Source organism: Streptomyces sp. NPDC001068 (genome assembly GCF_042897315.1).
Taxonomy (GTDB): Bacteria; Actinomycetota; Actinomycetes; order Streptomycetales; family Streptomycetaceae; genus Streptomyces.
Window position 1 is genome coordinate 968,092 of the sequence record NZ_JBIAYD010000002.1, and the last position, 20,238, is coordinate 988,329.

Annotated in this window: 18 protein-coding genes and 1 pseudogene; 12 read left to right on the top strand and 7 right to left on the bottom strand. The window is 72.6% G+C overall.

Annotation, left to right across the window (positions count from 1 at the left end):
- Nucleotides 1-52: 52 nt before the first annotated feature.
- On the bottom strand, nucleotides 53-2,323 hold the full coding sequence (locus tag ACFY3I_RS09370; protein WP_390860074.1) for a M4 family metallopeptidase: 2,271 nt from the start codon (nucleotides 2,321-2,323) through the stop codon (nucleotides 53-55).
- 435 nt (nucleotides 2,324-2,758) lie between these two features.
- Entirely contained in the window at nucleotides 2,759-3,901 is a 1,143-nt protein-coding gene (locus tag ACFY3I_RS09375) for a PP2C family protein-serine/threonine phosphatase (protein WP_390860075.1), read from the bottom strand.
- A 200-nt stretch (nucleotides 3,902-4,101) separates the two neighbouring features.
- Between ACFY3I_RS09375 and ACFY3I_RS09380 the strand changes: the two genes are divergently transcribed.
- From ACFY3I_RS09380 to ACFY3I_RS09400, 5 genes are all read left to right on the top strand, one after another.
- The gene (locus ACFY3I_RS09380) at nucleotides 4,102-4,962 is read left to right on the top strand and encodes a class II fructose-bisphosphate aldolase (protein WP_390860076.1); all 861 of its coding nucleotides are present in this window, start codon (nucleotides 4,102-4,104) and stop codon (nucleotides 4,960-4,962) included.
- A 2-nt stretch (nucleotides 4,963-4,964) separates the two neighbouring features.
- Nucleotides 4,965-5,792 (top strand): HAD-IA family hydrolase, encoded by an 828-nt coding sequence (locus tag ACFY3I_RS09385; RefSeq protein ID WP_390860077.1) that lies wholly within the window; start codon nucleotides 4,965-4,967, stop codon nucleotides 5,790-5,792.
- Nucleotides 5,793-5,814: 22 nt separating this feature from the next.
- A complete protein-coding gene (gene dhaL, locus ACFY3I_RS09390; RefSeq protein WP_390860078.1) occupies nucleotides 5,815-6,495 on the top strand; it encodes a dihydroxyacetone kinase subunit DhaL in 681 nt (226 codons plus the stop codon).
- A 42-nt stretch (nucleotides 6,496-6,537) separates the two neighbouring features.
- Entirely contained in the window at nucleotides 6,538-7,533 is a 996-nt protein-coding gene (gene dhaK, locus ACFY3I_RS09395; protein WP_390860079.1) for a dihydroxyacetone kinase subunit DhaK, read from the top strand.
- A gap of 99 nt (nucleotides 7,534-7,632) precedes the next feature.
- Nucleotides 7,633-7,806 (top strand): hypothetical protein, encoded by a 174-nt coding sequence (locus ACFY3I_RS09400; protein WP_365286117.1) that lies wholly within the window; start codon nucleotides 7,633-7,635, stop codon nucleotides 7,804-7,806.
- A 64-nt stretch (nucleotides 7,807-7,870) separates the two neighbouring features.
- On the opposite strand, the gene ACFY3I_RS09405 is transcribed toward ACFY3I_RS09400, so the two are convergent.
- Together ACFY3I_RS09405 and ACFY3I_RS09410 are read right to left on the bottom strand one after the other, a co-directional pair.
- Nucleotides 7,871-9,325 carry a WGR domain-containing protein gene (locus tag ACFY3I_RS09405; protein ID WP_365286119.1) on the bottom strand — a complete coding sequence of 485 codons (1,455 nt, stop codon included), beginning with the start codon at nucleotides 9,323-9,325 and terminating at the stop codon, nucleotides 7,871-7,873.
- A 208-nt stretch (nucleotides 9,326-9,533) separates the two neighbouring features.
- On the bottom strand, nucleotides 9,534-10,031 hold the full coding sequence (locus tag ACFY3I_RS09410) for a lamin tail domain-containing protein (protein ID WP_390860080.1): 498 nt from the start codon (nucleotides 10,029-10,031) through the stop codon (nucleotides 9,534-9,536).
- A gap of 627 nt (nucleotides 10,032-10,658) precedes the next feature.
- Here ACFY3I_RS09410 and ACFY3I_RS09415 point away from each other — a divergent pair.
- The gene (locus ACFY3I_RS09415; RefSeq protein ID WP_365286123.1) at nucleotides 10,659-11,318 is read left to right on the top strand and encodes a zinc ribbon domain-containing protein; all 660 of its coding nucleotides are present in this window, start codon (nucleotides 10,659-10,661) and stop codon (nucleotides 11,316-11,318) included.
- A 69-nt stretch (nucleotides 11,319-11,387) separates the two neighbouring features.
- Here the strand turns inward: ACFY3I_RS09415 and ACFY3I_RS09420 are convergent, their stop codons facing one another.
- Nucleotides 11,388-11,915 carry a hypothetical protein gene (locus ACFY3I_RS09420; RefSeq protein ID WP_390860081.1) on the bottom strand — a complete coding sequence of 176 codons (528 nt, stop codon included), beginning with the start codon at nucleotides 11,913-11,915 and terminating at the stop codon, nucleotides 11,388-11,390.
- A 149-nt stretch (nucleotides 11,916-12,064) separates the two neighbouring features.
- Here ACFY3I_RS09420 and ACFY3I_RS09425 point away from each other — a divergent pair, with 149 nt between their 5' ends.
- From ACFY3I_RS09425 to ACFY3I_RS09450, 6 genes are all read left to right on the top strand, one after another.
- Nucleotides 12,065-12,754 carry a response regulator transcription factor gene (locus tag ACFY3I_RS09425; RefSeq protein ID WP_390860082.1) on the top strand — a complete coding sequence of 230 codons (690 nt, stop codon included), beginning with the start codon at nucleotides 12,065-12,067 and terminating at the stop codon, nucleotides 12,752-12,754.
- Nucleotides 12,747-14,378 carry a sensor histidine kinase gene (locus ACFY3I_RS09430; RefSeq protein WP_390860083.1) on the top strand — a complete coding sequence of 544 codons (1,632 nt, stop codon included), beginning with the start codon at nucleotides 12,747-12,749 and terminating at the stop codon, nucleotides 14,376-14,378. The genes ACFY3I_RS09425 and ACFY3I_RS09430 overlap by 8 nt, the downstream gene beginning before the upstream one ends.
- 234 nt (nucleotides 14,379-14,612) lie before the next feature.
- Nucleotides 14,613-15,455 (top strand): endo alpha-1,4 polygalactosaminidase, encoded by an 843-nt coding sequence (locus ACFY3I_RS09435; RefSeq protein WP_390860084.1) that lies wholly within the window; start codon nucleotides 14,613-14,615, stop codon nucleotides 15,453-15,455.
- 180 nt (nucleotides 15,456-15,635) lie between these two features.
- Entirely contained in the window at nucleotides 15,636-17,063 is a 1,428-nt protein-coding gene (locus ACFY3I_RS09440; RefSeq protein ID WP_390860085.1) for an amidase, read from the top strand.
- A 121-nt stretch (nucleotides 17,064-17,184) separates the two neighbouring features.
- Nucleotides 17,185-17,403: a hypothetical protein gene (locus ACFY3I_RS09445; RefSeq protein ID WP_365286135.1), complete on the top strand. Its 219-nt coding sequence runs from the start codon at nucleotides 17,185-17,187 to the stop codon at nucleotides 17,401-17,403.
- Between the two features lie 132 nt (nucleotides 17,404-17,535).
- A complete protein-coding gene (locus ACFY3I_RS09450) occupies nucleotides 17,536-19,026 on the top strand; it encodes a flotillin family protein (RefSeq protein ID WP_390860086.1) in 1,491 nt (496 codons plus the stop codon).
- 70 nt (nucleotides 19,027-19,096) lie between these two features.
- On the opposite strand, the pseudogene ACFY3I_RS09455 reads toward ACFY3I_RS09450, so the two are convergent.
- Together ACFY3I_RS09455 and ACFY3I_RS09460 are read right to left on the bottom strand one after the other, a co-directional pair.
- Nucleotides 19,097-19,237: pseudogene (locus tag ACFY3I_RS09455) on the bottom strand (IS30 family transposase); the annotation flags it as partial.
- 14 nt (nucleotides 19,238-19,251) lie between these two features.
- Nucleotides 19,252-20,238, bottom strand: a 987-nt coding sequence (locus tag ACFY3I_RS09460) for a transposase (protein WP_390860087.1), incomplete at its 5' end; no start/stop codon positions are given.

Below are 20,238 nucleotides of genomic sequence, written 5' to 3' on the forward strand. Positions count from 1 at the left end.
TGGGCGTCCCGGGACGGCGGTCGCGCGGGGTGGGGCTACGGAACCGCGGCGCTCAGGGGATCAGGCGCCACTGCTCGACGTAGCCGACGTCGATCGCGGCGCGGTCCTGCACCCGGAGCTTCCAGGTACCGCTCAGGGGTTGCGCGGAGGCGTCGACGGTGAACGTCTGGTCGACGTTGTCGGCCGAGCCGCCGCTGCGGTTCAGCAGGGAGTAGGCGGTCCCGTCGGGTCCGACGAGGTCGACGGTCAGGTCACCCCGGTAGGTGTGGACGATCTTGACGTAGACCTGGGTGGTGGCGGAGGCGTTCCCGGTGCGGCCGGTGACGGTGACCGGGGACTCCACCGCGGGGCCGTTGTCGGGGATGTCGACGCGGGTGGCGTTGGCGTAGACGTAGGCCACCCGCCAGGAGAAGTGCCGGGTCGCGGAGGCTCCCGTGTCGTCGGTGACCGTGAGGGTGACGTCGCTGGTCCCGAGCGTGGTCGGGGTACCGGATATGAGGCCCGTGTCGCTCATCGTCAGCCCGTCCGGCAGGCCGGTCGCCGTGTAGGTCAGGGCCGCGCCGGAGTTGGTGGTGTAGGCGTCCGTCTGGAGGGACACCGCCTGCCCGACACCGCTGAGCTGGTCCGCGACCGGGGCCACGTTGACGCCGACCGCCACCCGGTTGCCGACGTTGATCGCCGCCCACGCGTTGGCGACGGCGAGGTAGGAGGGGCTGTAGGCGCCGAAGAGGTCGGCCGCGGCCTGGAGGGTGGCGGTCCGGGCGCCCGCGTAGTTCGTGCTCGACGTCATGTAGGTGGAGAGGGCCCGGTACCAGACCTGCCGGGCGTTGTCGATGCCGATGCCGGCGACCGGCTGGCCGTCGTAGGTGGGGCTGTCGTAGGCGACGCCGTTGACGGTCTTGGCTCCGCTGCCCTCGGAGAGCAGGTAGAAGAAGTGGTTGGCGGGACCCGAGGAGTAGTGGACGTCGAGTCCGCCGAGCGACGGGCTCCAGTTGTCGGCGGACGCGCCGTCCTTGGAGGGCTTGTCCATGTAGCGAAGCGGGGTGCCGTCGCCGTTGATGTCGATCTTCTCACCGACCAGGTAGTCCGGGACGTCGGCGGGCAGGTTCTCGTAGAACTCGACGGCGGCGGCGAAGATGTCGGAGGTGGCCTCGTTCAGGCCGCCGGACTCACCGGAGTAGGTGAGGCCCGCGGTGGCGGCGGTGACGCCGTGGCTCATCTCGTGGGCGGCCACGTCGAGCGCGGTGAGCGGGTGGGTGTTCCCGGAGCCGTCGCCGTACGTCATGCAGAAGCAGGCGTCCTGCCAGAAGGCGTTGACGTAGTTGTTGCCGTAGTGGGCCCGGCTGTAGGCGGCGACGCCGTCGTTGCGGATGCCGTTGCGGCCGAACACGTCCTTGTAGAAGTCCCAGGTGGCCGCCGCGCCGTAGGCGACGTCGACGCCCGCGGTCTGCCGGTTGGCGACGGTGCCGTCGCCCCAGACATCGTTGTCGTCGGTGAACAGGGTGCCGGTGCCCGAGGTGCCCTGGTTCAGGTCGTAGGTGCGGTGGCCGGCTCGGTCGCCGTCGACGAGCTGGTAGGTCGAGCCGGAGAGCGTGGTGCCGAGCTGCACGGTCCCGTCGAACTGGCCGGTGCCGACGCCGGTCTCGACCCCCTGGTAGTGGAAGAGCTGCTTTCCGGAGGCGGCGTCGGTGATCACGTGGAGTTCGTTGGGCGTGCCGTCGTCCTGGAACCCGCCGATGACGGACTCCCAGGCCAGGGCGGGGCGGCCCGAGGCGGCCCAGACGACGAGACGGGGGCCGCTGCCGGCCGAGGGGTGCTCGGCGCCGGCCTTCGCCGCGGTGGTGAGCGCCTGCGCCTTCGCGGTGGCCGAGGAGATCCTCGCCCTCGTGGAGGGGAGCGCGAGGGACGCCTTCGTGGCCCGTGACACGGTGAGGCGGCTGCCGCTCCGGTGGACGACCAGGTCACCGCCGAGGACGGGCAGGCCCTCGTAGGTGCGTTCGTAGCGGGTGTGTGTCGTGCCGTCGGCGTCCTGGGTGACGTCCTTGACGACGAGCTTCTCGCCGGCCCCGAGGCCGAGGGTCTTCGCGGTGTCGGGGGCCGCGGTGGTGGCGCTCCTGATCAGCGCGGTGCGCCTGGCGGGCGACAGCGGTGCGGGGGCGGCGCCGGCTCGGGGGGTGGCCAGGATCCTGGCGGGGGCGTGCTCGCCGGCCGAGGCGAGGGCGGTGCCCTGCTGGAGGCCGGCCGCGAGCAGGGTGGTGGCGGCGGCCAGCGCCAGGGTGGCGCCGCCTCTGACGCGGCGGTGGTGACGGTCCTGCCGGAACATTGCGTTCTCCTTCTGTGGGGTGGTCGGACTCGTGGAGTCCGGGAGAGCGGGTCGGCTGGGTCGAGCCGTCCGGCGGCGCGGGTGCGGGAGAGGAGCCGAAGGGGCACGGGGTGACGGGGTGCCGTCGATTAGGTCATGCCCATGACATGCGGACAGGAGATGTGGGCATCGCGTGGGGTGCCTGTGAGTGGACGGTGAACTTCCGCAGAGCAGATTCGCATCCGGCGCACCGCAATGTCATGACCGCATCAGAACATCGGCTTGAACTGGCGGTTGCGAGACAGAGTTTCGACCACCCCGACAACGCGTTCCGGTCGCGACGGACCCGGCGCGTTCTCCGCGGCACGGGCCCGGCACCGGCGGCACGGTCCGCCCCGGAGCACGGACCGAACCGGAGGACGGACCGCCGCGCCTCCGCCCGACCGCGCGGAACGGTCAGTCGCGCTGTACGACGATCATGGCCATGTCGTCGTCGCGGCGGCCGCCCGTGTGCGCGCGCACCTCCGCCGCGATCCGCTCGACGAGCACACCGGGGGTGCTGTCCGCCCAGGCCGAGACCCGCTCGGCGAGCGGATAGAACTCGCCGTCGGCGTTGCGCGCCTCACTGATGCCGTCGGTGTACAGCACCAGCCGGGCACCGTGCTCGAACGGGAAGGTCGCCGGCACGTAGCAGGCGGCTCCCCCGTCCACGCCCTTCGCGTCGACCGGCCGGACGCCGAGGCCGAGCGGCGGCGACGGCTCGGGGACCATCAGCGTCAGCGCCTTCTCGCCGCACCCGCCCAGCAGGAGTGGCGGCGGATGCCCGCAGCTGATCAGGTGCACCACCGGCTCGTCGTCCGGGATGTCCATGACGGCGGCGGTGACGAAGCGCTCTGCGGCGTCCTCGTTCGGCTCCGAGAACTCCGCGAGTCCCCACCGGACCGCGTCCTCGATGTAGGCGACCAGTTCGGGCAGCGGGATCCGGCGGTGCGCGGCGGCCCGGAAGGCGCCCAGCACGATCGCCGTGTCGCTGATGGACGGCAGCCCCTTGCCGCGCACGTCCCCGATGAGCAGCCGGGTGCAGCCGGGGACGCGGGCCGCGGCGTACAGGTCGCCGCCGATGGTCGCGTCCGCTTCGGCGCTGCGGTACCGCGCGGCCAGCGTGACGGGCCCGGCCCGCTCCGGCAGCGGCCGCAGGACGACGCCCTGTGCCGCGTCGGACACGGAGCGCGCCCGCACGAGCTCGCGCTCGCGACGGTCCCGCAGCCGGGTGAAGAGGACGAAGAAGACGGAGACGGCGAGGAGCGCGGCGAGTTCCACCAGGACGCTCTCCGTGACCAGGGTCCGTCGCTCCAGACCGGCGCAGACCAGCGCCAGGACCGCCACCGCCCCGATCAGCGCGGTGGCGCGGGGCCCGCGGCCGACCGCGGTGATCGCCACGGCGACCACGAGCAGATGGGCGAGGTGGATGTCCGGCGGCAGGAACCGGTCGGCGACCGGGATCGCCACGACCAGCAGCAGCGGAACGACCAGCCAGAGACGTCCCGACGCCGACCTGCGCCGGCCCCGCAGTGCCTCGGCCAAGGAAGTCGTGATCATCGCAGCGCTCACGTCGTGCTCCGGTACTCGTCGTCCTGAACCGCCAACACGCGACGACATGTCTCCCATTCCCGGACACACCCCGCGGTGACCGTACGACCGCACTCGGTACGCACGGGCACCGGCCGCACACGAGTGGCGCCGGGTGGGGGCCGGGCGTGGAATGGAGAGGCGGGGGTGGGTGCGGAGGTGGAGGTGCCGTGGGCGTTACACCGCTGACCGAGATCCTCGCCAGGCCTTTCGAGGAGCGTTACGCCGTACCGGCCATCAACGTGTTCAACGACCTCACCATGGAGGCGGTGCTCGCCGCGGCGGTGGAGAACGCCTCGCCGCTCATCGTGCAGACCTCCGTGAAGACGGTCAGGTCCGTGGGCAGCGAGGTGCTCTACGCGATGTGGACCTCGATGACCGCCGGCATCGAGGTCCCCGTCACCCTGCACCTGGACCACTGCCCGGAGCGCGAGGTCATCACCGAGTGCCTGTGGCGGGGATGGAACTCGGTGCTGTTCGACGCGTCCAGGCTGCCGGTCGAGGAGAACATGCGGCAGACCGTCGAGGTCGTCGCGGAGGCACGTACGTTCGGCGCCGCGGTCGAGGGCGAGATCGAGTCGATCACCGGGGTGGAGGACGGGATCGGCAGCGACACCGCCGCCGAACGGCAGGACCTGGCGGTGGCACTGGAGTTCCTGCGGACCACACAGGTCGACGTCTTCGCGCCGGCCATCGGGAACGCCCACGGGTCGTACCGGCAGGCACCGGTGCTCGACGCACAGCGCGTCTCCGACATAGTGGCGGCCCATCCCGTGCCCATCGCGCTGCACGGCGGCAGTGGTCTGTCCGACGAGCAGTTCCGTGACCTGATCTCCCGGGGGTGCGCGAAGGTCAACATCTCCACGGCCCTCAAGGAGACGTACATGAAGTCGAACCTGGCCTTCCTGCGGACGACGGAGGAACGGGGGAAGTGGGATCCGCCGTCCCTCTTCCGGGACGTCCGCCAGGACGTCATCGAGCTGGCCGGCTCGCTGATGAGGCTCTTCGGCAGCGCCGGGCGGGCGAGGTAGCCGTGCCGGCACTCGTCTTCGACTGCGACGGCGTTCTCGCCGACACCGAACGCGACGGTCACCTGCCCGCGTTCAACAGGACGTTCGAGGAGTTCGGTCTGCCGGTGCGGTGGAGCGACGAGGAGTACGCGCGGAAGGTGCGGATCGGCGGCGGCAAGGAGCGGATGCGCACGCTGCTGACCCCGGAGTTCGTCGCCGCCGCGGGCCTGCCCACCGACCCGGCCGCACTCGACGAGCGGGTCGCGGCCTGGCACCGGCGCAAGACCGAGATCTACACGGCCGTCATCGGCAGCGGAAACATCCCGCCCCGGCCGGGTGTGCGGCGGATCGCCACGGCGGCGCACGAGGCCGGGTGGCCGCTCGCGGTCGCCTCCACCTCCGCGGAGCCGTCCGTCCGCAGCGTGCTCGAACACGCCATGGGTCCGGAACTGGCGGCCCGCTTCAGCGTGTTCGCCGGGGACGTGGTCCGGCGCAAGAAACCGGCCCCGGACATCTACGCCTTCGCCCTGGACCGGCTCGGGCTGGATCCCGCGGAAGCCGTCGTGATCGAGGACAGCCGCAACGGCCTGCTGGCCGCGCTCGGCGCCGGACTCGCCTGCGCGGTCACGACCAGCGCCTACACGGGCCAGGAGGACTTCACCGGCGCCTCCCTGGTGGTCACCTCGCTGGGCGATCCGCCGCCGCGGGAGACCGTCACCCGGGTGCTGAGCGATCCGCTCGGTGTCGGCCCGGGACCGTACGTCGTGCTCGGGGACCTCGCCGCGCTGCTGACCACCGCGGAAGGCGGCCGCACGGCCCCCGCCCCGTCCGCCGAACCCCGACCGCACTGACGTCGCGGCAGTCAGGAGAGACATGTCTGCGCCATCGTCCCCATCACCGCCCTCGGCATCGGACTCCGGCGGCGACCTCGCCTTCGTCGTACGGACGATCGCCCGGACCGCGGTGGACAACGAACGGGCCTTCAGCGACCTCGACGCCGTCGCCGGGGACGGGGACTTCGGGTACTCGCTCGCCCGGGGATTCGAGATCGTCCTCGCCGACTGGGACGGCCTCGCGGCGGACACGCCCGCCGAGTTGCTGAAGAAGGTCGCCATGGTGATCTCCAAGCGGGTCGGAGGCACGTCGGGACCGCTGTGGGGAACCGCCTTCCTGCGGGCCGCCGGTACCGTGAAGGACCGGCCGGAACCGGACGCGCGGGACGCGGTCGCCATGCTGCGGGCCGCCGCGGAGGGGATCAAGGCGCGCGGCAGGTCCGACGTGGGCGACAAGACCCTGCTGGACGCCCTGATCCCGATGACCGATGCCCTGGAGCGGCGGCTGGCCGAGGACGGACCGGCCGAGGACGCGGCCGGACTGGCCGCCCTCGCCGCCGCCACCGCGCGGGCCGCGGCCGACGCGACGGCACCCATGCAGGCGCGTCGCGGCCGCCAGAGCTACACCGGTGAGCGCAGCATCGGTTCGCCGGACCCGGGCGCGGTGGCGGTCGCGGTCATGGCGGAGCGCGTCGCCGCCGGGTGGGACGCACGTGACTGACGCGACCGGCAGGACCAACGGGGGTTCAGGAGGAGTTGCGGCATGAAGAAGTTCGTCAACGACCCCAAGGACTACGTGGCCGAGATGCTGGAGGGACTGGCCCTGGCCAACCCCGGCACGCTCAGGTACGTGCCCGAGTACAACCTGATCATGCGCGCCGACGCCCCGCGGCCGAACAAGGTCTCCATCGTGCAGGGCTCCGGATCCGGCCACGAGCCCGCCCACGTGATGAGCGTCGGCCCGGGGATGCTCGACGCGGCCTGCCCGGGCGACGTGTTCGCCGCCCCGCCCGCCGACTACGTCTACGAGACGGTCAAGCTGGTCGCCTCCCCGAGGGGTGTCCTGCTGCTGGTCAACAACTACACCGGCGACCGCATGGCGTTCGAGATGGCCGAGGAGCTGTCCCAGGCCGACGGGGTGACCGTCCGTACCCTCTTCATCGACGACGACGTGGCCGTGCAGGACTCGACGTACACCGTCGGCAGGCGCGGGGTGGCCGGCAACTTCTTCGTGATGAAGGCCGTCGGCGCGGCCGCCGAACGGGGCGCGGACCTCGACGAGGTGTACCGGATCGGGGAGAAGGTCAACTCGGTCACCCGCACCATGGGCATGGCGCTCACCGCCTGCACGCCTCCGGCGAAGGGTTCGCCGCTGTTCGAACTGCCGGACGACTCGGTCGAGATGGGTGTGGGCATCCACGGCGAACCGGGCCGCAGGCGCGAGAAGCTGCGCTCGGCCGGTGAGATGGTGGGCGAACTGGTCGGCGCGGTCGTGGACGACCTGCCGTTCTCCTCGGGCGACCGCGTCGCGCTGATGGTCAACGGCCTCGGCGGCACGCCGGTCGGCGAGCTGTACCTGGTGTACGGCCTGGCCCACAAGCAACTGGCCGCGCGCGGCATCGAGGTCGGACGCAGTTATGTGGGCGAGTACTGCACCTCGCTCGACATGGCCGGCGCCTCCGTCACCCTGGTCCGCCTGGACGACGAGATCTTCGACCTGCTCACCGACCCCGCCGAGATCCCGATCCGGGTCTTCTGAGGGCGCGCCGGGCCGCCGTTCCCCGTGGTTGCCCGGCAACGGGCTTGTGAAGGCGATGTGCGGGCATACGGGTGTCACCCCATCGAGAGGAGCCCGTTCATGCCCGGCATCATCGCGGCAGTGTTGTTCTTCATAGCCTTTCTGATCAACGCGGCGGACATCAGCACCAACGACACGTTCACCTCCACGAACGTGATGCTGCTGGGACTGACCGCCCTGGCTCTGCACGTGGCCGGGATCGGCACCGGCTGGAACTACCGGAGGCGGCGCTGACCCCGCGTTCCCCCTGGTGGGTCCGGCGGCACCCCGCCGCCGGGCCCACGCCTGCGGTGTCCGGTCAGAGCAGCCGGCGGATGTCGCCGCGCACCCGGTAGAAGCCGCCGGCCGCGGTGTGCAGGGAGTCCACGACGTAGCGGGCCCCTGGTTCGCGTATCGCGCGCGGGAACTGGACGTTCAGCGACTGGTCGTAACCGTCCGACACCACGTGCACCCGGACCCGGCCGGACTGCTGGACGCACTCCACGACGATCGACCCGGTTGGCGCCTGCGCGACGGTGGCCACCGCGCCGACCGTCGTGGCCGGCGCGAAGGCGGGCATCGCCGCGGCAAGCTTGACGTCGCGCGCCACCGGCACCGTGCCCCGCTGCGCCGCCGTGACGGCCGCCTCGCTCGCGTCCACGCAGACCAGTGATCCGTCGGTGGTCACCAGGTAGAGCCGCTCGTCGTGGTACTGCATCGACAGCGCCGAACCGTCGCCGGTGCCGAGCTTCCACAGCCGGGTGCCGTCCTGGTCGAAGCAGTACACGGACGAGGACGCGTCACCGGCGAAAACGAACCGGCCGCCCGGCGAGGTCGCGCACGAGTAGACGGCGCTGTCGCAGGTGTAGGTCGCCTCGACCGCGCCGGTCGCCTTCGACAGCCGCTGGACCGCCTTGTGGGCGGTGCCCGCGTACACCACACCGCCTTCCTGCCAGCCGAACAGCACCCCGCCCCTGGTGGGCGTGTGCCACAACTCCCGGCCGCCGTCCGGGGCGTAGGCGGTGACACCGCGGCTGTGGCCGTGGTAGACGGCCCGTTCGTCGGCGCGGACCATCCAGGCCTGCTCGCCCTGGCTGCGGCGGGCCCACTGGTGTTCGTCCTCGTGGTCGATGACGGTGAGCCGGCCGTCGCGGTCGGAGACGTCCAGCACGCCCTCGTGGATGTCCAGCCAGAAGATGTCGACGTCCGCGGCGATGTCGTAGGCCACGAACGGCAGCTTCGACGACAGGTCGTACACCTTGCCGTCGTCACAGCCCGCGTATATCCAGAAGTCGTCGGCGACCAGGCACTTCACGCCGTCCGGGAGGCTGAAGCGGGCCAGCACGCCGCCCTCGTGGTCCAGGTTGTAGACGTCGCCCGCCTGGTTGCCGACCCAGCAGCGGTCGTCGTCGACGTGGATGCCGAACGCGGCGGAGCCGGTGCGGAACCGCCACAGCACCGGCGCGGCGGAGCGTGCGGTGGAGGGAGCCGAGGCGACCTGACGCCGGGTCACCGAACGCGGGGCGCGAGCCCCTTGCACGGCCGGGGCGTACCCCTTGCGGACCTTCTCGCCGACCTTCTTCGCGGCGGCGGCCCGGGCCTTCTCCGCCGTCGCGAACGTCGTCGTCTGCGTCTGCCCCTCCGCGCCGATCCGGCCGTACCGCACGGTCACGACCAGGTCGGCGACGGACACCTCGTAGAACTTGTGCGCGGCGCCGTCTTCCTGCGACAGCTCCAGGTACGTCGTCGACACCGCGGCAGAACCGGTGGACATGGCAGACCAGACCCCTCCCCATACGGATCCGCCGTCCGTCCCGGGGATCCCACTGCTCGAACCGTAGTCGCGGGCACTGACAACGGCCTTCGCGCGCCGCGGCCGGGGCGCAGGCCGCCGACGGGCCGGGACCGGCCGGGAGGCGGTGGGAGGGAGCCGGCGGTGCCGGGACCCGGCTCGGGCACGGGTCACCGGCACCGCCCGACGGTCAGCGGCGGCCGATGCCGCCGTTGTGGTGACCGCCGCGGTGCTGGCCCCAGGACACCTCGTCCACCACGCGCGCGTGGTCGTTGCGCAGCGTCGCGGTGTCCCGGTGGTTGTCCCAGGCGTAGTTGCGGCGGTCCTGGTAGACGTCCCTGGCGCTGTCGCGGCCCTGGCCGGTGTGGACGCGGACCGTGGTCCGTCCCTCCAGGCGGAAGTGACGGAAGGTGTAGCGGTGGCCGTCCCTGCCCGTCAGCGTCCAGTGGTCCAGGTTGACGGTGCGGCGGGTGGTGTTGGTGATGTCGACGTACTCCTTGTTCAGGGAGCGGTTGGAGTTGTCGTCACGTCCCGGGGAGTCGTACTGGACGCCGCTGATGACCACGTCGTTGTGCGGGCGGGACGGGTGCTGGCCGGCGGCCGCGGCGGGCAGCGCCAGCCCGCCCACGACCGCCGTGGCCACGGCGGCGGCGGCGGTCAGACGGCGGGCGATCGCGGGTACGGACATGAGGTCCCCCTTCTCAGAGCCGGACACTCCGGGCCGGCGGCACTGAAGCCGCAGGTCACCCGGGGTGTGTCGGGCGTTTCGGCGGCCGGTCGGCCGCACACCCACACCCTGCCCGCCATGCGGAGGAGATGTGAGGAGTACGCGAAGGTCATGACAGTTCCGTCATATTCCTATGACTCTCGGCTGCAACCTCCATGTATGCCCTGTATGCACGAAGTTGACGTCCTGTCATCGCCCGACCCCTTGCGCGCGGCGGGCTCCGCGGCGCGTGGCGCCCCCGTCCGCCACCCCCGACCGGCGGGCCGTCACCCGAAAGTGGGTAACAGCCGCCGGGGCCGATGCGGTGCCACGACGTGAGAGAACCGGGCCGGCTGCCGTACCGCCGGCGCGACGGAGGGGGTTGTCGCGCCACCGCCGGCCGGGGAAACTTCTACAGCACTGTAGATCGCAGTGACGCGGGGCGGTCCGGATCACGAGGGGCCGGACCCGGGGGCGAGGAGTGGCGGCGAAGCCTTCTGGCCGGAAGTCACCGCCGTGGCCTGATCTCCACGCCACCGGCCAGAACCAGTACCCTTCCGCCTGCGTCGTAGGGCATGGTGCCGACGGCCCGACCTGTGGGGGGACCACGTGAGCAGCGAGATCTACTTCAGCAACAACTACCGCGACCTCTGCGAACGCAACGGCACGGGAGCCGGGTTCCAGTTCGAGTTCTCCTGCTCCCGCTGCTACGACACCTGGCGCTCACCGTTCGAGCCGTACACCGGTGAGCGGGCCGCCAGTTGGCTCAGGAAGGGAACCGACCTGGCCTGGAGCATGCTCGGCAACGCCGGGCGGGGGGTCACCTCGGCCGCCGACGGCCTCGCGGGGGCCGGCTACGGACAGGCCCGCGACCGGGCCTTCGAGCGGGCGATCGACAACGCGCAGGGCCACTTCAACCGCTGCGCCCGGTGCACGAACTACGTCTGCGGGCGCTGCTGGAACGGCGCCCAGGGCCTGTGCTTCAACTGCGCGCCGGACACCGCGGCGGAGGCCATGGCGGCGCAGCAGCGCGGTCAGAACGACATGGCCTCGCAGCGGGCGTACGCGGCGGGCCGCCAGGCCGGGCAGGGGTACGACCCGAGCACGCCCCGGCAACTGGTCTGCCCCCAGTGCCGTACCGAGACCCACGGCTCGGCCTACTGTCCCGGCTGCGGCCACCACCTGGCGCAGACCACCCGGTGCGCCTCCTGCTCGGCGGTCGTCCCGGACGGCGCCGCGTTCTGTCCGGGGTGCGGCACACGGCGGTGAAACCGGCGGAGGCGGGCGCCCGGACCGGATGCGTCGGGGACCGGGCCGCCCGTCGGTGATCTCCCCTCTCTACACGTCGTCCGATCCACGGTGCCGGCCGTGACCGTGCCCGTGCCCCGGCCCGTCGTCCGATCCCTCGTGCCGCCGGTGGGCCTGCGGGTCGTCGTCGGTGCGGCCCCGCGACCGGTCGCCGCGCGCGTCGTGGCCCGACGGTGTGCGGCGCGCGCCCTGGCCGGACCGGGCGTCCTCGGACGTGTGGCGGCCGGGGTGGTCCTCGGGCGCGGCGTGCCGGGAACGGGCGTCGTCCACGCCCCGGCCCGTCGAGGCGTCGCGGCCACCGTGACGACCTCGGTCGTCACGCGTGGCGAGACGGCCGCGGTCGTCGCCCGTACCGCCGTGACCCCGGTCGTCGCCCGTACCGCCGTGACCCCGGTCGTCGTCCGTGCCCGTGGTGGAGTGGCCGTGGTGGCGGGGGACGCCGTCGTCGGCGACGGCAGCCGCGGTGACGGTGCCCGCGCCGACGAGCACCGCGGTCACCGCCAGCACGGCGGCCATCGTGCGCCGGCGTCCGGCCGGGAACCTCTGGGAAGCGTTCATGACGTTTGGTCCTCTCACTCGGTTGCGGCCGGCCGCCTCCCCCGGAGGAAAGCCGCCGGCCCGACGTCGACCACCCTGCGGGAACGACCCTGAAGCCACGCTGAAGGTTCCTGAAGACCGCTTCAGGAACGGTCTGCGACCCTGTGGGCATGCGCCTGCTGATCGTGGAGGACGAACGACGCCTCGCCGTCGCCCTGGCCCGCGGACTGTCCGCCGAGGGCTTCGTCGTGGACGTGGCCCACGACGGGATCGACGGTCTGCGTCTGGCCCAGGAGCGGGACTACGACCTGATCGTGCTGGACATCATGCTCCCCGGCCTCAACGGCTACCGGATCTGCGCCCGGTTGAGGGCGGACGGGGACGACACCCCGATCCTGGTGCTCACCGCGAAGGACGGCGAGTACGACGAGGCGGAAGGCCTCGACACCGGCGCGGACGACTACCTGACCAAGCCGTTCTCCTACGTCGTCCTCCAGGCCCGCATCCGCGCCCTGCTGCGTCGCAGCAACCGGCCGGGCACCGCCCCCGTGCTGCGCTTCGGCGACCTCGCCGTCGACCAGGGCGCCCGCCGCGTCGAACGGGCCGGAACCGGCATAGCCCTCACCGCACGGGAGTTCGCGGTCCTGGAGCATCTCGCCGTACGCGCCGGGCAGGTGGTGTCGAAGGCCGACATCCTCGCCCACGTGTGGGACTTCGCCTACGACGGAGATCCCAACGTCGTCGAGGTCCACGTGAGCGCCCTGCGCCGCAAGCTCGACGCCCCCTTCGGCCGGCGCACCATCACGACCGTCCGGGGCGCCGGGTACCGGCTGGAGACCGACGGCGGTCCCGTTGCCTAGGCCGCTCGCCTCCGTCCGTGCCCGGGCCGCGCTCGCCGCGACCCTGGTCGTCTCCGTCGCCCTGGTCGTCGCCGGGGTCGCCGTGATCGCCGTACTGCGCCACAACCTGACGGACCGGGCGGCCCTGGAGTCCGAGGTCGCCGCCCGTACGGTGGCCGGCGCCCAGGCGGCGCTCACCGGGGACTTCACCGCCCTGGACCTGCCGGGCGACCCGGACCGCCTGGTCCAGGTCGTCGACTCCGGCGGCCGGGTGCTCGCGGCCGGCGACGCGCTGCGCGGACGCGGCGCGCTCACCGACTTCGCACCGGCCCCCGCCGCCCCCGCCGCGACCGGCACACCTGGCGACGGCGCCACCACCACCGCTCCCCCGGCCACCCCGGCCACCTCCGCCGCCCCGACCGGCGGCGACGACGACAGCACCGACGACCACGGCGGTGGCCGCAGGAGCGGCCGGGGTGGCGGGAGCGGCCGGGGCGGCGGCCACGGCGGCGGGGAGACCACGCACGCCGGGGACGACGACGGCGTAGCCACCACGTCCGGCCCCCCGGCCCGCGGCAAGGTGGGCACCGGTGTCGAACGCGAGACGCTGGCCGTCGCCCTCGGCGGGCGGAGCCACGACTACGGCTTCGCCGCCGTCCAGGGCACGACGTACGACGGCCGCACCTACACCGTCTACGCCGGCACCTCGCTCGCGGACGAACAGGCCACCCTCGGCCAGGTCTCCCGCGCCATGCTCGCCGCCCTGCCGTTCCTGCTCCTCGTCGTGGGCGGCGTGACCTGGCTGGTCACCCGGCGCGCCCTGCGCCCGGTCGAGGACATCCGCGCCGAGATGGCCGCCATCACCGGCAGCGGGGACCTGACCCGGCGGGTCCCGGTGCCCCGCTCCGGGGACGAGGTGGCCCGCCTCGCCCGCACCACCAACCACACACTGGCCGCGCTGGAGAGGTCCGTGGAACGCCAGCACCGGTTCGTCGCCGACGCCTCCCACGAACTCCGCAGCCCCATCGCCTCGTTGCGCACCCAGATAGAGGTCGCCGACCAGCACCCCGGGCTCCTGGACACCGTGGACCTCCACCACGACGTGGTACGCCTCCAGCAGTTGGCCGCCGACCTGCTGCTGCTCGCCCGGCTCGACGCGGGCGAGCAGCCCGGCCACGCCCGTCTCGACCTGGCCGCGCTGGTACGGGAGGAGGTCGCCCGGCGTGCCGCCTCGGACCGGGTGGCCGCCGAGGTGCGCGCCGACGCGGACGTACCGCGGGTCCTGGGCAGCCGCGGCCAACTGGCCCGCGTTCTCGGCAATCTCCTGGACAACGCCCAGCGGCACACCGCCACGGCGATCACCGTGACCCTGGTCCGCGCGGGCGACGACGCCGTGCTCACCGTCGCCGACGACGGGCACGGCGTCGCGCCCGCCGACCGCCGACGGATCTTCGAGCGGTTCGTCCGTCTCGACGAGGCACGCAGTCGCGACGACGGCGGCGCGGGACTCGGGCTGGCCATCGCTCGCGACGTCGCGCGCAACCACGGCGGGGACCTCACCGTCACCGAGTCCCCGGCGGGCGGCGCCGCCTTCCGGATCACCCTGCCCGGGGCACCACCCGACACCGGCGGCGACCGCACCTGACGCACCGCGCGTCGCCGCCGGAGCCGGCCGATCCGGCCCTGGACTGCACCGATCGATCCCGGAGGCCTTTGATATGGTCTCGGCGGCGGGCCGTCCGCATCCATCGCCGCGGTCCGCGCGACCGTGGCATTCCCAGCCGGTGACACGAGCCTCCGGGCCGTCAGTCCGGCCCCAGTCGCCAGGACCAGGAGCGTCCGAGGCGGGGCGTGCTCTCTCCTCCAGAGGCAGACCGTCATGCGCAGGTCCCCGGCCGGTTCCCGCCGTGCCACCGTGCTCCTCACCGCGGCCGCCCTCGCCGCCGGCTGCTCCGGCACCGCCACCGGCCCGGGTACGGCCCCGAGGACCCCGGCGGCGAAGGTGTCGGCGCCGCCCGTCCACGCGGGTGTCGACTACCAGCTCGGCGGCGCCTACACCCCGCCGAAGGGCGTCTCCGTGGTCTCCCGCGACCACACGGCGTCGCCCGCGCCCGGGCTGTACAACATCTGCTACGTCAACGCGTTCCAGGCCCAGCCGGACGCGCGGGGCGACTGGGACGCCGACCTCCTGCTGCGGGACCGCTCCGGGAAGGTGGTCATGGACGAGGACTGGGGCGAGGCCATGCTCGACATCGGCACCCCGGGCAAGCGGGCGCGGATCGCCGAGAAGGTGGACGACTGGATCGACGCCTGCGCCGACAAGGGTTTCGACGCCGTCGAGCCGGACAACTACGACAGCTACACCCGTGCCCCGCGCGGACTGCTGACCGCGGCCGACGCCGAGGCGTTCCAGACCCTGCTGGTCCGCCACGCGCATGCCCGGCACCTCGCCGTCGCCCAGAAGAACACCCTCGAACTGGCCGGGGACCGCGAGCGGGTGGGGCTCGACTTCGCGGTGGTGGAGGAATGCGGGCAGTACGACGAATGCGGGGCCTACGTCGACGCGTTCGGCGACCACGTCATCGTCGTCGAGTACACCGGGAAGGGCCTGGAGCGGGCCTGTGCGGGCTGGGGCGACCGGATCAGCATCGTCCGCCGGGACCTCGACGTCACCCCGGCCGGCCACGACGGCTACCTGCGCGAGACCTGCGCCGGCTCCTGACGGCCGCCCGTCACCAGCACGGCCCGGTCCCGGGAAGCGACCGGCACGAGCGAACTGTCCCGACGGCACGGCCCGTTCCGTCCGCGCGGACGGCCGGCGCCGGCTGTGCGAAACCCGTCCCGCGCGACCCCACTCGACGTTACCCTCCGGTAAGTATCTCGCTCCCGGAGGTGGGTTCCCATGCCGTCCGACCGTTCAGCGGGCCTCGCCGAGTCCGTACGCGCCCTGGCCGCCGGTGAGGTGACCTCCCGTCAGCTCGTCGAGGAGTGTCTCGCGCGGATCGACGCCACCCAGGACTCCCTCAACGCCTTCCGGATCGTCCGCGCCTCCGCCGCGCTCGCCGAAGCCGAGGCCGCCGACCGGGAGTTGGCCCGCGGAGTGCGCCGGCCGCTGCTCGGGGTGCCGGTCGCCGTCAAGGACGACACGGACGTGGCCGGCGAGCCGACCGCCTTCGGCTGCCGGGGCGACTTCCCGCCGGCGGCCGAGGACGGTGAGGCGGTACGACGGCTGCGCGCGGCCGGCGCGGTGATCGTCGGCAAGACCAACACCTGCGAGCTGGGACAGTGGCCGTTCACCGAGGGACCGGCCTTCGGCGCCACCCGGAACCCCTGGCAGCCACGGCACACCCCGGGCGGGTCCTCTGGCGGGTCCGCGGCCGCCGTCGCGGCGGGGCTGGTCCCCGCCGCGCTCGGCTCGGACGGCGCCGGATCCGTGCGCATACCGGCCTCCTGGACGAACCTCGTCGGCATCAAGCCCCAGCGCGGCCGCATCTCGACCTGGCCGCGCGGCGAGTCGTTCCAGGGCATTACCGTCAACGGCACCCTGGCCCGCTCGGTCGCCGACGCCGCCCTGCTGCTGGACGCGGCGAGCGGCAACCACCCCCAGGACCCGCACCGGCCCGCGGAGTTGACCGTACTGGACGCGGTCGGCCGCGACCCCGGCCGGCTGCGCATCGCGCTGTCCCTGAGGCCGCCGTTCACCGCCCTGCCCGCCCGCCTGCGACCGGACGTACGCGCCAGGGTCCTCGAAGTCGCCGAGCGGCTGGCCGCGTCGGGCCACACCGTCGAGGAGGCCGATCCGCCCTACGGCCGGATCGGACTCACCTTCGTGCCGCGCGCGACGGCCGGGATCGCCGAGCGGGTCCGCGAGGTGCCGTCGCCCGCGCTGCTCGACCCGCGCACCCTGGAGGCGGCCCGGCTGGGCCGGCTCCTGCACGGGGCCCCGCTGCGGGCCGCCCGGCGCGCGGAGACCACCCTGCGCCACCGGATCGGCGGCTTCTTCGCCTCGTACGACGCGGTCCTGGCGCCGACCACCGCCGCTCCCCCGCCCCTGGTCGGCTCGATGCTGGACCTCGGCCCGTTCGCCACCGACCGGGCGATGATCGCCGCCTGCCCCTACGCGTGGCCGTGGAACGTGCTGGGGTGGCCGGGCGTCAACGTGCCCGCCGGATTCGTGGCGGACGGGCTCCCGGTGGGAGCGCAGTTGCTCGGGCCGGCCGGCAGCGAGCCGCTGCTCGTGTCGGTCGCGGCCCAGTTGGAGGCGGAACTGCGCTGGCACGAACGGTGGCCGCCGGCCCGGACCGCGGTCACGGACGCGCCGGCCGCCTGACGACTCCGGCATCGGCAACGGCAACGGCAACGGCAACGGCTGTGGCTGCCCCTACGGCTCCGGCTGCGCCTGCGGCTGCTCGCGGCTTTCCCCCGACCTGGCCTGCCCGTACCCTCTGACCATGGACGATGCGTCGTTGGTCGGGCTCATGGGGCGGGTCACCGGAACGGTGGGACCCGGACTCGTCGGCGAGGTGATCGTCCGGGTGCGCGGGGGCGCCGAACACTTCCTCGCCTACTCCGCCGACGGGAGTGTCCGGATCGAGCCGGGCACGGTGGTGATGGTGGTCGAGCACCTGCCGCCGCGGACGGTCTACGTCACTCCCGCGTACGACAGTTGAGCGCGCGTAGCCCCAGGTGAGGGCGTATGCGTCAAGATTGCAACAAGGATTCGTCAGCGTCTTCACCGTGCGCTCGCGCAGGCGCACACTCCCTTCGTTCGGTGCCGTGAGGGCACCATCCAAAGGGGGCGTATGCCGATGGTTGTCGGCGTCGTTGCGGGTGCGGCGGTCCTCGCCGTGCTCGTGTTGATCGGTGTGTTCAAGATGATGTGGCGGGTCGCCGAACCGAACGAGGCGCTCATCATCTCCGGTTCGAACCATCGGACCGAGGGTCTCGAAGCGGGCATGGGATTCCGGATCGTCACGGGGCGCGGCACGCTGGTGCTGCCGGGCGTGCAGGCGGTGCGGAAGCTCTCGCTGGACCTGAACGAGACCGAGTTGTCGGTGGACTGCGTGACCCAGCAGGGCATTCCGCTGAAGGTCCGGGGCGTGGTCATCTTCAAGGTGGGCGACGACTTCGTGTCGATCGCCAACGCGGGCCGGCGGTTCCTGGACCAGCAGAAGCTGATGTCCGAGCGGGTGCACAACGTGTTCGCCGGTCATCTGCGGTCCATCGTGGGCGGGTTGACGGTCGAGGACATGATCCGCGACCGTGACAAGCTGACCGGACAGACCCGGGCCGCCTGTGGCACGGAGATGGAGAAGCTGGGGCTCATCGTCGACTCCCTGCAGATCCACGAGATCGAGGATCCGACCGGGTACATCAAGAACCTGGCGATGCCGCACGCGGCCGCCGTCCAGCGGGACGCGCGGATCGCACAGGCGGAGGCGAACCGGCTGGCCACCGAGGCGGAGCAGGCGTCGTTCGCCCGGATGGCGGAGGCCACCCGGGACAGCGAGATCCTCCAGGCCGGCTACCAGGCCGAGCGCGACAAGGCGGCGGCCCAGTCCCGCCAGGCCGGTCCGCTCGCCGACGCGGCCGCCCGGCAGGAGGTCGTCGTCCAGGAGACGCGGGTCGCCGAACTGGAGGCGCACCGGCGCGAGCAGCAGCTCCAGGCGGACGTCCGCAAGCCGGCCGACGCCCGGGCGTACGAGAAGCGCACGCTGGCCGAGGCCGAGCGCGACGCGCGGATCTCGGCCGCCCAGGCCAAGGCGAAGGAGACCGAGCTGGCGGCGGCGGCCGAGGCGACCCGGGTCAAGACGGCCGCGAGCGCGGAGGCCGAGGCCACCAAGGCCCGGGGCACGGCGAGCGCCGCCGCGACCCGCGCCACCGGTGAGGCCGAGGCCGCCGCCGCGCAGGCCAGGGGTCTGGCGGAAGCCGAGGCGGCCAAGGCCAAGGGACTCGCCGAGGCGGAGGCCATCAAGGCCCGTGCCGCCGCCCTGGCCGAGAACCAGGAGGCGGTCGTCGCCCAGCAACTGGCCGAGAACTGGCCGGAGATCGTCAAGGCAGGCGCGTCGGCATTCGGCAACGTCGACAACATGGTGCTGCTCAACGGCGCCGAGGGCATGGGGGAGATGTTCGCCAAGGCACTCACGATGGGCGGTACCGGACTGGGGCTGGCCCGTCAGCTGCTGGCCTCGATGCACCAGAACGGTCAGGAGCACAACGGGACTTCGCCCGTCCTCAACGGGGTCGCGGCCCCGAGGACGCAGAAGGTTCCGGTGGAGCAGGACGGCGAGTAGCCGCGAGCGCCGCGCACGACAAGGATGCCCCCGGCCGGGGCGAATTCCAGGGGTCGTTGCAACACGGTGGTCAACTGGCTGTGGCCAGGAGCCTAGCGAGACGCTCGGCTGGGGTTTCCCAGTCGAGCGTTTTGCGTGGCCGGCTGTTCAGTTCGGCGGCGACGACCGCGAGGTCCTGGGCGGTGTGGGCGGCCAGATCGGTGCCCTTGGGTGCCTCTGTGTTTGTCAAGGTGTCTGGTGTAGTGGCGTAGGGTCGGTTTCGGCGGGTCCGGGAAGTGACTTGTCCGAAGAGTCGGCCGTCGGGGTTGGGCCGACCGCGCTGGATGCTGTAGTCGCCCCCGGTTGTCCTCCTGGGCCCGTCGTTCGGGTGCGGCGGCGTTCGTCGCCGACCATCGTGCGCCAGACGTGATCAGCCAGGCGGCGTTTCAGACAGCGCTGTGCTTCCCTGGGTGTCTTGCCTTCTGCGATTTTGGCCTTGAAGTAGGCGTGGCCCCGGGTGCCGGGCATGCGGATCTGCGTGATGGCCACGGTGTGGAGTGCCGCGTTGAGTTGGCGGTCGCCGCGCCTGGACAGGCGGTGGTGTGCGCGTCCGGCGCTGGCTATCTCGATGGGAGCGGTGCCGGCGTACTGGGCGAAGGCGCTGGCAGTTGGGAAGCGGGTGGGATTTCCGGTCCGGCCCAGGAGGCGGGCGGCGGTTATGGCTGCGATGCCGGGAGTGTCGGTCAGCCGGCTTCCGGATTCTGTGACCAGTGCGGCCATGGATTTGGCGTTGTTCTTCAGCTTCACGTCCCATGCACGGACCTCGGTGATCAGGTCGGCGGCGAGGGCGTGGCGGGTGGTTTCGGCAGGTCCGGCGGGGACGACCGTCTCCAGCAGCTGCTCGGCTTTGGCCGCGGACAGATCGCGTGGTGCCCCTCCGGGCAGGAGGGCTCGCAGCAGCGCGTGGAGTTGGTTGACCGCGCGGACTCTGGCCTGGGCGAGGTTGCTGCGTCGTTCGTCCAGCAGAGCCAGTGCGTCCGTTGAGTTCTCGGGCTGCACCGGTCGCGCGTCGCCCTGGACAGCGGCGACGCATGCCGCCGCCGCGGCATCGATGCGGTCGTTCTTGCGGCCTGCACCGCGGGAGAGCTGGCGGACACGAGCGGTGGCACTGGGCTGGACGTCGACGACCTGTTCTCCTCGGGCGAGCAGCCATGACGTCAGGTGGTGTCCCAG